Source organism: Zhihengliuella sp. ISTPL4, from assembly GCF_002848265.1.
In the GTDB taxonomy this organism is placed as follows: Bacteria; Actinomycetota; Actinomycetes; order Actinomycetales; family Microbacteriaceae; genus Microbacterium.
Window position 1 is genome coordinate 2,553,768 of sequence record NZ_CP025422.1, and the last position, 14,196, is coordinate 2,567,963.

Here is a 14,196-nt window from a genome sequence, read left to right on the forward strand (position 1 = left end):
CCGTGCGGGCCCGCGTGTGACCGAGGGAGACGAAGACCGATGACCGACGCCGACGCGCAGACCCCGCCGACGATCTCCGCGCCCCCGCCGCCCCCCGCGTCCGCCGCGCCGACCGCTGCCCCGGCACCCGCCGCTGCTTCCGCGGCTCCGAGCGACGCCGAGGTGGCGCGCGCCGGTGCGGTGCTGCAGACGATCTCCGACGCGTACTCCGCGAAGATGGTGGGCCAGGAGCGCCTGCGCACCAGCCTGCTCGTGGCGCTCATCGCCGGCGGTCACATCCTCCTGGAGAGCGTGCCCGGCCTCGCCAAGACCACCGCGGCCAGCACGCTCGCGGACACTGTGAAGGCGAAGTTCAAGCGCATCCAGTGCACGCCCGACCTCCTGCCGAGCGACATCACGGGAAACCAGATCTACGACGCCGCGACGGGCAGCTTCCGGACGGTCCTCGGTCCCGTGCACGCGAACTTCGTGCTGCTCGACGAGATCAACCGCTCCAGCGCCAAGACCCAGAGCGCCATGCTCGAGGCGATGCAGGAGCACCAGACCACCATCGGCGGCGAGATCCACCCGCTGCCGAGGCCGTTCCTCGTGATTGCCACGCAGAACCCTATCGAGCAGGAGGGCACCTACGAGCTGCCCGAGGCGCAGATGGACCGGTTCCTCCTCAAGGAGATCGTGGAGTACCCGAGCCCCGCGGAGGAGTTCGAGATCCTCAGCCGCATCGACTCGGGCGTGCTCGACCCCGACCGTCACGTGCACAGCGCCGTCACGCTCGACGACGTGCACCTGCTGCAGGACGTCGCGAGCCGCATCTACGTCGACCCCGCGATCCGCAACTACATCGTGTCGATCGCGTACGTGACCCGGAACCCCGCGCCGTACATCGGGGAGGAGCGCGCCCGGTTCATCAAGTACGGCGCGAGCCCTCGGGCCAGCATCGCGTTCCTGCAGGCCTCCCGCGCCCTCGCCCTCCTCAGCGGCCGGACCCACGTCCTCCCCGAGGACATCCGTGCCCTGCGCCACCTCGTCCTGCGCCACCGCGTGCTGCTGACGTTCGAGGCCGACGCCGAGGGCATCCGCAGCGAGGAGATCATCGACCAGATCTTCGCCGCCGTGCCCACCCCCTGACCCGCCGACACGTTCAGGGATCCGCGCCCGATGCCCAGCCTCATCACGCAGGTGAAGAGCAAGCTCTTCATCCACTCGAACCGCAAGTCGCTGCACGCGCTCGACGGCGCCTACGCGTCGTTGCTGCACGGGCGGAGCCTCGACTTCGAGGACCTGCGCAAGTACGAGTACGGCGACCAGGTGCGCGACATCGACTGGCGCGCGACCGCCCGCCTCGGCACGCCGTTGGTCAAGCGGTCACGGGCCACGCGCATGCACACGGTGATGTTCGTCGTCGACACGGGACGCTCGATGACCGCTCTCGCCGCGGACGAGCGCTCGAAGAAGGACCTGGCGATCCTGGCGACCGGAGCGCTCGGCGTGCTGACGCTCCGGCACGGCGACGACTTCACCGTCGTCTACGGCGATTCCTCCCGCGTCCGTCGCCTCGCACAGGGGCGCAGCGAAGGGGCCCTCGAGCACGCCCTGCGGACGATCGACCGCGCGGTCGACGACGCAGCGGCCCCCAGCGACCGCGACGCCCTGTTGTCCTTCGTCACGCGGACGATCGCGCGGCGGATGATCGTCGTCGTGCTCACCGACGAGGCCCCGGTCACCACCGAGACCGAGCGCCTGCTGCGCCGCCTGCGCGTGCAGCACGACGTGCTCTGGCTCACCCTTCGCGACGCCGAACCGGTGCTCGACCACCGGTCCGCGCGGCTGCGCGCCGACGTCGACAGCCTCTGGCAGGTTCCCGATTTCATCCAGGGCGACCGCGCCATCGTGCAGGAGCTCCACGCGCAACGGGCGGCCGACGCGGCCCGGCTGGCCGACCTGCTCACGCGGATGGAGATCAGCCACGCGGCGCTCGACGGTCAGGACGACGCCGTGCCGCAACTGCTACACCTGCTGAACCGGAGGTCCGATGCCCGGTTCTGACGAGCTCTACCCGCCGACGCAGTACGGATGGGGATGGATGCTGCTCGCGCTCGGCATCCTGGCCTTGCTGATCGTCGGCACGTGGCTGCTGTTCCGGCTCACCCGCCCCCGCACCGCCGCCTCCGGAGCGGCCTCGGATGCTGGCCGGCCGTCCACCCTCGACGTGCTGTCTGCCCTGCGTTCCGAATACCTCGCCCGCATCGACCACGTCGAGCAGGACTACCGCGACCGCCGCCTGTCCCCGCGACAGGCGAACCTGGAGCTCAGCCGCGTCGTACGCACGTTCGTCAACGAGTACAGCGGCCTGGAGGCGCCCGTCCTCGCCCTCGACGACCTCGTCTCCCGCGGTGTGCACCCGGCCCTCATCGATGCGATGGGACGCCACTACTATCCGAGCATCTTCCGGGAGGGGCCGGCGATCGACCCGGTCGCCGGCGCCGAAGCCGCCAGGACGGTGGTGCGCGCGTGGCACTAGCGAACGTCTGGATGGTGGTCCTCGCCGCCGCCGTCATCGTCGCGGCGGTCGGGATCGGACTCGGGGTGGGGCTGCGCCGTCGAGGCGGCGGACGCGCTGCAGACACCGCCCGCGTCGCCAGGGCCGAGCGGCTGCGGTCGCTCTCGTCCTTTCGGCAGGCCTTGTCCCGTCGCGCGGTGGCCCTGACCGGCATCGTCGCCGTGGGGGTGGTGGCGGCGATCGCGGCCGGCGTCGTGGCCGCCCGCCCGATGGCGGTCCGGACCATCCAGCCGGTCGACACCAGTCGCGACATCATGCTGTGTCTGGACGTGTCCGGTTCGATGTCGGAGGTCGACGTCGAGGTGCTTTCCGTCTTCGACGAGCTGCTCGACGGCTTCGAGGGTGAGCGCATCGGCCTGACGATCTTCAACAGCTCCCCCGTGCAGATCTTCCCCCTCACCGACGACTACGACTTCGTCCGTGACCACCTGACGAGTATCAAAGCGAGCTTCGACCTCGCCGACGAGATCCCGGAGCACTGGCTCGGCACGCTCAACGGCGACGGCGCCTCCCTCATCGGGGACGGTCTCGCCGCGTGCGCCATGGGCTTCGACCACCCGGACGATGACCGATCGCGCTCAGTGATCTTCGCGACCGACAACGAGATCAACGGCGCCTCGATCGTGTCACTCGACGAGGCTGCGGCGTATGCCGCCTCGAAGGACGTCCGAGTGTTCGCGATCAACCCCGTCGAGGGCAAGGATGCCGACGTCAGCGCCGAGCTCGCGGCTGCGGCGGAGGCCACCGGGGGCGCCGCGTACGGACTGCGGGAGACGACCACGGTCGGAGACATCATCGACGCGGTGCGGAAGCAGGAGGCCACGGCGCTGCGCGGTGAAGCCCAAGTGGTCTGGACAGACAGCCCGAACCTGTGGATCGCGGTGCTCACCGTCCTCGCTCTGGGATTCGTCGTCCTCGTGTGGAGAGTGCGCCTGTGATCTTCCAACCCGTCCTCCCCGTCCTCCTCATCGTGCTGCTGTGCGCGGGCGTCGCCGCGGCCGCCATCTGGATGCTCGTGCGCGCACCGCGCGCCGGCGGCGAGGTCGTCGCCGATCGCCGCGCCATCGTCAAGCACCGCTCCCTCTGGGCGCTGCGGCTCGTGATGGTCCTCGCCTGCGCCGTGATGCTGCTGCGCCCCGGACTTCCCGGCGGCTCGACGCAGACGCTGGCGACCGACACGGACATCGTGCTGGTCGTGGACACCACCGCGAGCATCGTGGCGGAGGACTGGGCTGACGGCGATCCGCGGCTCGACGGCGTCCGTGCTGATGTGCGCACGCTGGTGGAGGAGTATCCCGGCGCCCGGTTCGCACTGATCACCTCGGATGCGGCGGCGGAACTGCGGATCCCGCTGACCACCGACACGACCGCCCTTCTCGGATCGCTCGATGTGCTGCGCCCGGAGGTGACGACTCAGTCGCGCGGCAGTTCGATCGGTGTGGCGGCGCGACTGCTGAACGAGACCCTCGTCTCCGCCGCGGAATCGTCCCCGGATCGCTCGCGCATGGTGTTCTACTTCGGGGACGGAGAGCAGACGTCGGGCATGGATCCGGAGTCTTTCGCGGACAGCGAGCGGCACACCGACGCCGGAGCCGTCTTCGGTTACGGAACCACGCAGGGCGGTCCGATGCGCGTGACGACCGGCGGCCTCGACAGCGGGGGTTCCGAGTACATCCAGTACCAGGGCACCGACGCCCTGTCGGTGATCGACGAAGCGAACCTGGAGAAGATCGCCGGGCAACTCGGGGTCGGATACGAGCACCGGGAGGCCGGCGTCTCGCCGACGCTGCCCCGTGCCCCATCGAGCACCGTCGCCTACGCGGACGCCGGGAGCGTGGGCGACGTCGTCGAGCTGTACTGGCTCGCTGCGCTGGTCATCCTTGCCGCGCTCGGGGTGGAACTCACCCGTGCGACGATGCTGGCCGCCCGGCTCCGCGGCCTGCGCGCTCCGCATCCCCGACGATCCGCCGTCTCCGGCGAACACTGACACCGGCCTCGGGAGATCGCAGAGCCGTCGTTCCGCGCGGATAGGATGTTCAGACGCCGACGACAGGGAGGAGGAGCGTCGTGACGCCTGCGCAGGATGACCCCGCCGCAGCCCTCCTCCGCTCGAACCGTCGTCGACGCCTCGTCCGCCGCTGGGTCGCCATCGGGACCCTCCCGCTCACCCTGGCCGCGCTGCTCCTTGTGGGCAAGCTGCTGAGCATGTACGCGTTCGCCCACCAGGCCATCACGGCCTACGTCACCGATGACTTCGCAGGCTCCGAGGCCTCGGCGCGCGGACAGGACATCGTGAACTGGTTCGAGCCGTACAAGGCGCCCTACAACATCGGCACCGCGCTGGCCGGTGCCGAGGAGCTCCCCGCCTCCCGTACGGAGCTGGAGCGCGCACTCGACCTCGCCACCGGCCTCGAGGTGTGCGCGGTGCGGATCAACCTCGCCCTCGTGATCGAGCGGATGGGAGACGCCGCCAGGGCGGAGGGCGACAGCGCCGCGGCAACCGCCCTCTACGGCGAGGCACTGACCGTCACCGTCGAGACGCCGGAGGAGTGCGACAGCGACGAGGCGCAGCAGCAGTCACCCGACCCTGAGCGCGACATGTCGGACACCCTCGACGACACCGAGGATCGCCTGAAGCAGAAGCAGCAGGAGCAGGAACAGCAGCAGCAGGAACAGCCCCAGGAGCCGCAGGAGGAGCAGGAAGAGCCGCAGCCCTCGCAGGACGAGCTGCAGGAGCTCCAGGACAAGCTCGAGCAGGGGACGCAGGAACGCGATCAGCGCCAAGGCGACGACCCCGGCGGCACCGGAACGGACAAGCCATGGTGAGCGACCACGATCGGCAGCGCGCCCGCTATGTCGGCGGCACCGAGGGTGCACCGCCCGTCCCCCCGCCCGGCGGCTATCGCGGCGCCCGACGGCAGCAGCAGGTCGACCTCACCCCACCCACCACGCCGGGCCTGCCCGTCGAGGAGAAGAAGACGTCAGCCAACGCGCTCGCCTGGATCGCGCTGGTCGTCGCCATCCTCTTCGTCCTGATCCTCTTCGGCACGCTCGCGGTCGGCGGCACGGATCTGCTGTACGGAGTGACGATGATCACACTGCAGCTCGTCGTGCTCGGAGTGATCGTCGCCGCGCTCTTCACTCCCGGTGGACGGCGCCTCGGCATCATCGCGCTCGTGCTCACCGTCCTGTTCAACGTCGCGACCGTCGGAGCGCTCAGTGCGCTGCGCACCTCCGCATCTGGCAACTACGAGGGTGAGAAGACGGCGGAGCAGCGGCACGCGGAAGCGTACCCCGGGATCAAGGGGACCGACCCGCAGGAAGCGCTCACCCAGCAGTCGATGGAGGAGGTGCGCGCCGACGCCGATGCGCTGTTCGCCGACATCCGCGAGCGTCTCACCACGGACTTCGGGTTCACCTGGGTCCCGGTGGGCGACGAGGACGTGCGGCCGGAACGCAACGGCTACGGCGGGGAGTCCCTGCTGTCGGAGTACACGTCGACAGCCTGGGCCACGGAGCAGCCCGTGCAGGACTATGCGCACAAGCTCGAGGTGATGGCGGCGATCGATGACGTCGTGGTCGAACACGGCCTGTGGAACCTGTACTCCTTCAACGACCCGACGAACTCGGGCATCGATCCGTCCATGATCGCGAAGCTGTACGGCAGCGACGACCCGCGCACGCAGACGACGTGGGAGTACTACACGGAGAACTACCCCGACCCGTTGCGCTTCTACGCGAACATCTACGACCTGTCGAACGATGCCGACGGCGGCTTCCGCAGCTCCAGGGAGTCACAGAGCGCACGGACGGGCGAGCCGATCGAGGGCCTGCAGCTCGTCGTCATCGCCAGCAAGGTGCTGAGCGATGCCGACCGCGCGGAGTTCGAGGACCGGCTCCAGGAGTACCCGGGCTTCGAGTGACCAACTCGGCCCGGTGCGAGGATGGCGGGATGAGGCAGGGCGCGGTCGGGACGGTGCGGCTCGTCGAGCGAGACGGGCGACGGCTGGTCGAGAAGCGACTGTCCGATCCGGTGCGGCACGGCAACGAGCTGCGGGCACTCCGGGCCCTCGCCGACTCGGGGCTACCGGTACCCCAGGTCGTCGAGGAGCGGCCGGGCGTGATCCTCATGACCGCCCTCCCCGGTGCCCGTCTCGACGACGCCGACGCCGACAGCCGGATCGCGGATCTCCGCGCCTCCGCGCCGCTGCTCCGCACTCTGCACGAGCTCGACGCGCCCGAGGGCCTGCTCCCGGCCCCCGACGACGCGGCGATCATCGAGCGATACCGCGCCGCCGGCGCTCCCCCGCTCCCGCTGGTCGTCCCGCCCGCCGCCGGCGTCGTCTTCTGCCACGGCGACTGGACCGACGGCAACCTTCTCGCGCAGCACGGCCGCATCACCGGGGTCGTGGACTGGGAGGCCGCGCACCGCGGTGATCCGCTGCGTGAGCTGGCACGTGCCGCGTGGGGAGCCAGCCGGAAGGATCCGCGGTCGGAGCGGGCGCTCATCGACGGCTACGGCGCGGATCCCGCCCGTGTCCGCGCCTGGTACCCGGTGCACGCCGCCGAGTTGTGGCTGTGGTTCGCGGAGGCCGGGCCCCCCGAGTACCTCGCACAGCTGACCGCCGAGCTCCGGGCGTGGCCGGCCTGACTCCTCACCGGGTGAGTCCGGAGCCGACCCCTCGATGATCCCCTCCGTCGTGACTACACTGGCGGCACAGGGGGAGGGAGTGTCCGCATGATCCACGAACTCGATGAGCAGCAGTCCTACGAGTTGCTGGCGACCACCACGGTGGGCCGCATCGGATACCTGGACGACGGCAGGGTCAAGATCCATCCGGTGAACTTCGCCGTCTCGGGTCACGAGCTGCTCCTGCGGACATCTCCGGACGGTCACCTGGCGGCGCTGTCGAACGAATCGGCGGAGGTGTCGTTCGAGGTGGATTACCACGATCCGCTCGGTGGAATGGGGTGGAGCGTGCTGATGCACGGCACTCTGTCGCGTGTTCCGGAGGACCGGGCGGCCGGCGCTGCGGCGCGCGTGAACCCCTGGGCCGGAGACGACCGCGACCTTCCGCTGTCGTTCCGCATCGAGAGCCTCACCGGGCGCAGCGTGCGCCGCGGCGGCGCCTGACGCGCGCACGACGGCTCGGGTCAGGACGCGAAGGCGAGTCCTGCGGCCAGCGCGAATCCGAGGACGGTCGCCAGCCCCGTGGACTCCTTCGCCTTCGACTGTGCCTCCGGCACCATGGAATCGACGAGCATGACGAGCAGGGCGCCGGCCGCGAAACCGCTCGCCCCGGAACGGAAGACCGCGCCCGTCACACTGGCCAGCCCGAAGCCGGCGACGGTGGCCGCGGCGCACAGCACGGCGACACCGGCCCACAGCAGCAGCACCCTGGACCGCCGCATGCCCCCGTCGAGCAGGTCGGCGGCGGAGCCGATGGACTCCGGAAGGTTCGAGACGAGGATGGCGACGACGAGCGCGATGCTCACCGGCTCTCCGGAGGCGAGGCCGATGCCGAGGACGAGCTGCTCCGGTATCCCGTCCAGGAGGGCTCCCACCGCGAGCTGGCCTCCCCCGGCCTCGCCCTTCTTCCTGGCGGCCCTGGCGTCGAGGATGCGCGCGGCGATGTAGTAGCTGAGCGCTCCCAGCGCGACGCCGGTGACGAGGGGGATCGGCCCGCCACGATCGAGCCCCTCCTCCCAGAGCTCGAACGCGATGGAGGCCATCAGGGCTCCGGCCCCGAAGCCCAGCACGATGCCCAGCCAGCGCGGCGGCCAGGTGCGCAGCATCGCGAGCACCGCACCGACGAACAGCGGAGCCGCCGCGACGGCTCCCCACAGAATCGCTCCACCCATGCGCCCATCTTCCCGTTGACCCACCCCTTTTCGCGCGAGCCACCCCTCTGCGTGCGTGCGAAAGGGGCCGGAACACACGAAAGGGGGTGGGTCGCGCGCCGATAGACTGGGAGCCATGTCCAAGGTCCTCCAGTCCCTGCCCGTCGGCGAGCGCGTCGGCATCGCCTTCTCCGGAGGACTCGACACCTCCGTCGCCGTCGCCTGGATGCGCGACAAGGGCGCTGTCCCCTTCACCTACACGGGCGACCTCGGACAATACGACGAGGACGACATCGCCTCGATCCCCGGCCGCGCGCTGGAGTACGGCGCCGAGGCCTCGCGTCTCATCGACTGCAAGACCGCGCTCGTCGAGGAGGGCTTCGTCGCCCTCTCCTGCGGTGCCTTCCACATCCGCTCCGGCGGCAAGACGTACTTCAACACGACGCCCCTCGGCCGCGCGGTCACCGGGACCCTGCTCGTGCGCGCGATGCGCGAGGACGGCGTCGATATCTGGGGCGACGGCTCGACCTACAAGGGCAACGACATCGAGCGGTTCTACCGCTACGGCCTGCTTGCCAACCCTCGCCTGCGCATCTACAAGCCCTGGCTCGACGCCGACTTCGTCACGGAGCTCGGCGGACGCCAGGAGATGAGCGAGTGGCTCGTCGCCCACGGCTTCCCCTACCGCGATTCGGCGGAGAAGGCCTACTCGACCGACGCCAACATCTGGGGTGCGACCCACGAGGCGAAGACGCTCGAGCACCTCGACGTCTCACTGGAGACCGTCGACCCGATCATGGGCGTGAAGTTCTGGGACCCCTCCGTCGCGATCGAGACCGAGGACGTCTCGGTGACGTTCGAGGGCGGCCGTCCGGTCGCGATCAACGGCGTCGAGTTCAGCGACCCGGTGGCACTGGTGCAGGAGGCGAACGCGATCGGTGGACGCCACGGCCTCGGCATGAGCGACCAGATCGAGAACCGCATCATCGAGGCGAAGTCGCGCGGCATCTACGAGGCTCCCGCGATGGCGCTGCTCTTCATCGCGTACGAGCGCCTCGTCAACGGCATCCTCAACGAAGACACCCTCGCCACGTACCACGAGCAGGGCCGGCGCCTGGGCCGCCTCATGTACGAGGGTCGCTGGCTCGAGCCGCAGTCCCTCATGCTGCGCGAGTCGATTCAGCGCTGGGTCGGCTCGACGATCTCGGGCACCGTGACGATCCGCCTGCGCCGCGGTGACGACTGGACGATCCTCGACACCGTCTCCCCGAATCTGTCTTACGGGCCGGAGAAGCTGTCGATGGAGCGCGTCGGCGACGCCGCGTTCGGCCCGGTGGACCGGATCGGCCAGCTCACGATGCGCAACCTCGACATCGCCGACTCCCGCGCGCGCCTGGAGCAGTACGCAGGCCTCGGCCTCGTCGGCGGCGCGACCGGAGAACTCGTCGGCCGGGTGACCGCGGGCGAGTCCGCCGAGATCACCGAGTCGGTGCACGGCTCCATCTCCGAAGCCGACGAGAACCTCGCCGACGCCGTCGACACCGCCTCCGAGCGCGCCGCGTTCGACTCCGGCACCGACTGAGAGCGGCGCCCTCGGGCGCCCGCACCCTCAGCACGCGGCCACGAGCGGTCGGCTCTGTGCCACGGCGCGGTCGACGATCTCCGGCAGCACCTCGTCGAACAGATCGATGAGCGCGGTGCGCATCGACACGGCGTCGCGCGCCGGGAGCACGCGGCCGATCCGGGCGACCGCGAAACGCACGCTCGACCAGTCGAACGCGGCCCCCGCGCGACGGGTGAAGCACTCGAGCAGCGTGCCCAGGCTCGCGAGCAGCTCGGCTCGTTCGGTGTTCCCCTCGATCCGAGCGAACGCGACCGCGAGAGCGCGCAGCCCCGTGCCGAATCCGGAGGGCGCCCGCAGCCGCACGGCGCGTGCCACATCGTCGACAAGCTCGCTCAGATAGGCGAGATCGTCCTCGTGGAGCGTCGCCATCGTGTGCCGAACCGAGCCGATCCAGACGTCGCCGAACATCGCCACCGCATCGCGGACCCGGTCCCCGTCGAGGGCGGTGACCCAGTGGGTGCCGTCTCGGCGCACCGCGATGAGGCCGGCAGCGGCGAGCGCGCCCAGTGCACGATGGATCTCAGCGGCGCCGACGTCGAGGACGTCAGCGAGCCGGCGCTCGTCCAGCCGTGTCCCCGGAGCGAGCGCGCCCGAGAGGATCGCTTCCGTCAGCCTCCCCTGCGCGCTGCCGTGGGACTCCTCGTGCCCCGACTCCCCCATCCCCGCGCGGACATCGTCCTTCTTCTCGATCATGGCGTCCCCCCGCCGTTCCCTGGACCGATCCCGCCGGAGTCCCGGTCCGGACCGGTCTCTCCGCTGAGAATGCGCCGAAGCGCGACGCGTAACATAACACAGCCCGCCCCGGAGAAGTCTCTGCGCCCTGCCGCGCGGTCGGTACGCTGCGAGATTGCTGGGTTATCTTGCACAGCACTGTGCAGCTTATTACCATGGAGGGATGACCACTCGCGCCCTCCGTCGCGACGCCGCAGAGAACCGCGCCGGCATCCTGTCCGCGGCTCGCAGCGCCCTTGCCTCCGACCCGCACGCCTCGCTCGACGCGATCGCCCGTGCCGCCGGTCTTTCCCGCCGCACCCTCTACGGGCACTTCGAGGATCGGGACGCCCTGATCCGGGAACTCGTCTCCACCGGCGCCCAGCGTTTCAATGCCATCGCCACCTCCGTGGACGCTCCGGACACTCGTTTGGCCCTCGCCAGGCTGGCCGCCCGGCTCTGGGAGGAGGCGGCGCATGTCCAGGTGGCCGCCGCGCTCGCCCTCGATGAAGCGCATGTCGAGCACACCGCTGCCGCTCTCGCGCCGCTGCGGCGGAGCGTCGGCGCACTGGTGCGGAGGGGCCAGGAAGACGGCAGCTTCCGCACCGATCTCCCCGCAGCCACGGTCGCGCGGCTCATCGAGGAGATGGCGCGCACTGTCGTCTCCCGCACCGACGCGCAGAGCAGCGGAGCGGGGACCCTCGCCGTCCGCGCGGTCCTCAGCATTGCCGGGCTGTCCTGGCGCGAAGCCGATGAGCTGCTCGCCGCGCACCCGGACATCGCCGCCGAGGATCAGGAGGTCCGCGCATGAGGATCACGCTGCACGAGGTCAGCAAAGGGCGCTCCGGGCAGGCACTCCCGCCGATGAGCCTCGAGTTCCACTCCGGCGCGGTCCGCTACGCACTCGCGGAGACCGAGCAGCGACCGACCGTGCTCGGCCTCATCGCGAGCGGGCGGATGCGTCCGGATACCGGCCGCGTGACGATCGACGCCGCGGCGAGCCCGAAGGAACTGCGTCGCCGGGTCGCCCTCGTGGACGCCCCCGATGTGAGCGACCCACACCCCGACATCACTCTCGCGGGGGTCGTCGGCGAGGAGCTGATGTTCGCCGGCCGCGGGGCGACGCCGCTCCACGCCCGACGCTGGCTCGGCCGCGTGGGGTACCACGAGCTCGCTTCGGTCCCCATCGGCTCCGTCGACCCGGCCGCCCGCGTGCGGATCCTGTGCGAGCTGGCAGTGCTCCGTGAGGGCGTCGACGGCATCGTCCTCGTCGCGCCGGACCGACACGGCGGCAGCCCGGACGGGTGGTGGCGCATCGCGGCCGAGTTCGCGGACCGCGGCTACGCGATGCTCGTGATCGTCGGCGGCTCCGCCGCCGTCGCGCTCGAGCGCATGCACGAGTTCGACGCGATCAACGCGTCCGGACCGATCGAGCCGCTCGTCCTCGAACGTCCCGACGTCACCGACGAGCCGGAGGAGGACGAGGCCGGCTCCGTCGAAGCCGCATCCGACGAGGAAGGAGAAGCGCGATGAAGGTTCCCGCCATGATCGCCGCCGAACTCCGCCGCCTGACCGCGAGCCGGATGGGCATCCTCGCCCTCGTGGCCCTGGTCTGCGTCCCGATCCTCTATGGCGGCCTCTACCTCTGGGCGAACCAGGACCCGTACGCGAAGTTCTCCGAGGTCCCCGTGGCCCTCGTGGTCGACGACGAGGGCGCTCCCGCCCCCACGACGGGCACCGAGCCGGCGAGCGACGAGACCGTCAACTACGGCGAGGACGTGGCGGAGAACCTCATCGAGGGGAACGCCTTCGACTGGCAGCGGATGACCGAGGACGAGGCGGCCGACGCCCTGCGGCACGGTGATGTCGACTTCACCGTGACGATCCCCGCCGACTTCTCCGCCGCCCTCACCTCCGCAGCGGGCGACGATCCCCATCAGGCGCGCATCGAGCTGGAGACCAACGATGCGAACAACTACCTCGCCTCGTCGATGGGATCGCAGGCCGTCGAGAAGATCCGCAGCTCGGTCGCCGAGATGGTGGGCAGCGAGGCCGCGGAGCGGCTGCTGACCGGCCTCAGCGACGTGCGGGACAACCTCATCTCCGCGACGGACGGCGCCACGCAGCTCGTCGACGGCGCGCGCAGCGCCGCCTCCGGCAGCACGACACTCGCCGACGGAACGGCGCAGCTCGCCGACGGCTCCGCGCAGCTCGCCTCCGGTGCCCGGACGCTCGCCGACGGCGCCCAGCAGGTGAGCGCGGGCAATCGCCAGCTCGCCGATGTCGCCGATCGCGCAGGAGCCGCGGTGCAGGAGGCGACGAACGCGCTGCCCCAGGTGCGGTCGGACATCTCCGCCCTCCTGACGGAGCAGGGGCTCGCGCCGGAGGAGATCGACCAGGTGCTCGCCCGGCTCGATCCCCTGGGCACCCGCATCCAGGAGGGCAACGCGCAGGTCCAGGATGCGGTCGCCAAGGTCGACCAGCTCGCCGCCGGCTCCGCGTCCCTGGCGTCGGGGGCGAGCGAGCTCGCCGGGGGTGCCGGTACCCTCGCGACCGGGGCGGCCGCGGCGAACACAGGCGCGGCCCAGCTCCGCGACGGCCTGCAGACGCTGTCCTCCGGGACCGCCGAGCTGCGGGACGGCCTCGCCGACGGCGTGCAGGCGATCCCCGCCTCCACCCCTGACCTGCGCTCGTCGCAGGCCGACACGATCGCGGACCCGGTGAAGGTGTCCAGCGACAAGGTCGCCTCCGCCGAGGACTACGGCGCCGGCCTCGCCCCGTTCTTCGCGGCCCTCTCCGCCTGGATCGGCATCTACGCCCTCTTCCTCATCGTGAAGCCGATCTCGCGTCGTGCCGTCACGGCGCTGCACTCCCCGATCCGGATCACCCTCGCGGGCTGGCTGACGCCGGCGATGCTCGGCGCGGTGCAGATGCTCGGACTGATGGGCATCCTGGCGCTCACGCTCGGTTTCACGTTCGACCATCCGCTCGGCACGCTCGGGGTGATGATGTTCGCCTCGGCCACGTTCGCCGCGATCATCCTCGCCCTCAACGTCTGGCTCGGTTCCGTGGGGCAGTTCCTCGGCCTCGTGCTGATGGTGCTCCAGCTCGTCACGGCGGGAGGGACGTTCCCCTGGCAGACGCTGCCCGCCCCGCTCGCCGCGCTGCACCACGTCCTGCCCCTCGGCTACGTCGTCGATGCCATGCGGCAGCTCATGTACGGCGGCGACTACGCCCGCGCCGGGTGGGACCTGGCGGTGCTGGGCGCCTGGCTCGCCGGGGCGCTGCTGCTGGCGATGATCGGGGTCACGCGCATGACGCACCGCCGCACGCTGCGGGACCTGCAGCCCAGCCTCATCGGCTGAGTCCGCCGCGCTCGCCGCGCACAGTCACGCGGCGAGCGCGGGACGGCTATGATGCCGAGAGCGCGTACCCGTGAAACGCGCACTGGGGCTCGGTG

General features: G+C 70.7%; 15 protein-coding genes. 13 read left to right on the top strand and 2 right to left on the bottom strand.

The window, feature by feature from the left end; all coding sequences use genetic code 11:
• The first annotated feature begins 39 nt into the window (after positions 1-39).
• The 9 genes from CYL12_RS12125 to CYL12_RS12165 all read left to right on the top strand — a co-directional run bounded on the left by CYL12_RS12125 (position 40) and on the right by CYL12_RS12165 (position 7,694).
• Positions 40-1,128, top strand: coding sequence for an AAA family ATPase (locus CYL12_RS12125; protein WP_199399114.1), 1,089 nt, complete (start codon positions 40-42; stop codon positions 1,126-1,128).
• A gap of 30 nt (positions 1,129-1,158) precedes the next feature.
• A complete protein-coding gene (locus tag CYL12_RS12130) occupies positions 1,159-2,046 on the top strand; it encodes a DUF58 domain-containing protein (protein ID WP_101847829.1) in 888 nt (295 codons plus the stop codon).
• Positions 2,033-2,521: a hypothetical protein gene (locus CYL12_RS12135; RefSeq protein ID WP_101847830.1), complete on the top strand. Its 489-nt coding sequence runs from the start codon at positions 2,033-2,035 to the stop codon at positions 2,519-2,521. The genes CYL12_RS12130 and CYL12_RS12135 overlap by 14 nt, the downstream gene beginning before the upstream one ends.
• A complete protein-coding gene (locus CYL12_RS12140) occupies positions 2,512-3,498 on the top strand; it encodes a VWA domain-containing protein (protein WP_233486734.1) in 987 nt (328 codons plus the stop codon). The genes CYL12_RS12135 and CYL12_RS12140 overlap by 10 nt, the downstream gene beginning before the upstream one ends.
• Positions 3,495-4,547 (top strand): VWA domain-containing protein, encoded by a 1,053-nt coding sequence (locus tag CYL12_RS12145; RefSeq protein WP_101847832.1) that lies wholly within the window; start codon positions 3,495-3,497, stop codon positions 4,545-4,547. The genes CYL12_RS12140 and CYL12_RS12145 overlap by 4 nt, the downstream gene beginning before the upstream one ends.
• Positions 4,548-4,627: 80 nt before the next feature.
• Complete coding sequence (locus tag CYL12_RS12150) at positions 4,628-5,386, top strand: hypothetical protein (RefSeq protein ID WP_101847833.1); 759 nt, start codon at positions 4,628-4,630, stop codon at positions 5,384-5,386.
• The gene (locus tag CYL12_RS12155) at positions 5,380-6,483 is read left to right on the top strand and encodes a DUF4064 domain-containing protein (protein ID WP_101847834.1); all 1,104 of its coding nucleotides are present in this window, start codon (positions 5,380-5,382) and stop codon (positions 6,481-6,483) included. The genes CYL12_RS12150 and CYL12_RS12155 overlap by 7 nt, the downstream gene beginning before the upstream one ends.
• Before the next feature lie 29 nt (positions 6,484-6,512).
• Positions 6,513-7,211: a phosphotransferase family protein gene (locus CYL12_RS12160; RefSeq protein WP_101847835.1), complete on the top strand. Its 699-nt coding sequence runs from the start codon at positions 6,513-6,515 to the stop codon at positions 7,209-7,211.
• Positions 7,212-7,298: 87 nt separating this feature from the next.
• Complete coding sequence (locus tag CYL12_RS12165) at positions 7,299-7,694, top strand: pyridoxamine 5'-phosphate oxidase family protein (RefSeq protein ID WP_101847836.1); 396 nt, start codon at positions 7,299-7,301, stop codon at positions 7,692-7,694.
• A gap of 20 nt (positions 7,695-7,714) precedes the next feature.
• On the opposite strand, the gene CYL12_RS12170 is transcribed toward CYL12_RS12165, so the two are convergent.
• Positions 7,715-8,422: a ZIP family metal transporter gene (locus CYL12_RS12170; RefSeq protein WP_101847837.1), complete on the bottom strand. Its 708-nt coding sequence runs from the start codon at positions 8,420-8,422 to the stop codon at positions 7,715-7,717.
• A 115-nt stretch (positions 8,423-8,537) separates the two neighbouring features.
• Between CYL12_RS12170 and argG the strand changes: the two genes are divergently transcribed.
• Positions 8,538-9,983 carry an argininosuccinate synthase gene (argG, locus tag CYL12_RS12175; RefSeq protein WP_025105204.1) on the top strand — a complete coding sequence of 482 codons (1,446 nt, stop codon included), beginning with the start codon at positions 8,538-8,540 and terminating at the stop codon, positions 9,981-9,983.
• A 27-nt stretch (positions 9,984-10,010) separates the two neighbouring features.
• Here argG and CYL12_RS12180 read toward each other — a convergent pair whose 3' ends face one another.
• Positions 10,011-10,718 carry a GntR family transcriptional regulator gene (locus tag CYL12_RS12180; RefSeq protein ID WP_101847838.1) on the bottom strand — a complete coding sequence of 236 codons (708 nt, stop codon included), beginning with the start codon at positions 10,716-10,718 and terminating at the stop codon, positions 10,011-10,013.
• Positions 10,719-10,920: 202 nt separating this feature from the next.
• Between CYL12_RS12180 and CYL12_RS12185 the strand changes: the two genes are divergently transcribed.
• From CYL12_RS12185 to CYL12_RS12195, 3 genes are read left to right on the top strand one after another with little or no spacing between them, the layout of a single operon-like run.
• Positions 10,921-11,547 carry a TetR/AcrR family transcriptional regulator gene (locus CYL12_RS12185; RefSeq protein ID WP_101847839.1) on the top strand — a complete coding sequence of 209 codons (627 nt, stop codon included), beginning with the start codon at positions 10,921-10,923 and terminating at the stop codon, positions 11,545-11,547.
• Positions 11,544-12,269: a hypothetical protein gene (locus CYL12_RS12190; RefSeq protein WP_233486735.1), complete on the top strand. Its 726-nt coding sequence runs from the start codon at positions 11,544-11,546 to the stop codon at positions 12,267-12,269. Before CYL12_RS12185 ends, CYL12_RS12190 begins: the two co-directional genes overlap by 4 nt.
• Positions 12,266-14,101, top strand: a complete 1,836-nt coding sequence (locus tag CYL12_RS12195) for a YhgE/Pip family protein (protein ID WP_101848788.1) — start codon at positions 12,266-12,268, stop codon at positions 14,099-14,101. The genes CYL12_RS12190 and CYL12_RS12195 overlap by 4 nt, the downstream gene beginning before the upstream one ends.
• Positions 14,102-14,196 lie beyond the last annotated feature (95 nt).

Coding starts and splice junctions, on each gene's coding strand:
- CYL12_RS12125 (WP_199399114.1), top strand. CDS start 40: ATGACCGACGCCGACGCGCAGACCCCGCCGACGATCTCCGCGCCCCCG.
- CYL12_RS12130 (WP_101847829.1), top strand. CDS start 1,159: ATGCCCAGCCTCATCACGCAGGTGAAGAGCAAGCTCTTCATCCACTCG.
- CYL12_RS12135 (WP_101847830.1), top strand. CDS start 2,033: ATGCCCGGTTCTGACGAGCTCTACCCGCCGACGCAGTACGGATGGGGA.
- CYL12_RS12155 (WP_101847834.1), top strand. CDS start 5,380: ATGGTGAGCGACCACGATCGGCAGCGCGCCCGCTATGTCGGCGGCACC.
- CYL12_RS12160 (WP_101847835.1), top strand. CDS start 6,513: ATGAGGCAGGGCGCGGTCGGGACGGTGCGGCTCGTCGAGCGAGACGGG.
- CYL12_RS12165 (WP_101847836.1), top strand. CDS start 7,299: ATGATCCACGAACTCGATGAGCAGCAGTCCTACGAGTTGCTGGCGACC.
- CYL12_RS12170 (WP_101847837.1), bottom strand. CDS start 8,422: ATGGGTGGAGCGATTCTGTGGGGAGCCGTCGCGGCGGCTCCGCTGTTC.
- argG (WP_025105204.1), top strand. CDS start 8,538: ATGTCCAAGGTCCTCCAGTCCCTGCCCGTCGGCGAGCGCGTCGGCATC.
- CYL12_RS12180 (WP_101847838.1), bottom strand. CDS start 10,718: ATGATCGAGAAGAAGGACGATGTCCGCGCGGGGATGGGGGAGTCGGGG.
- CYL12_RS12185 (WP_101847839.1), top strand. CDS start 10,921: ATGACCACTCGCGCCCTCCGTCGCGACGCCGCAGAGAACCGCGCCGGC.
- CYL12_RS12190 (WP_233486735.1), top strand. CDS start 11,544: ATGAGGATCACGCTGCACGAGGTCAGCAAAGGGCGCTCCGGGCAGGCA.
- CYL12_RS12195 (WP_101848788.1), top strand. CDS start 12,266: ATGAAGGTTCCCGCCATGATCGCCGCCGAACTCCGCCGCCTGACCGCG.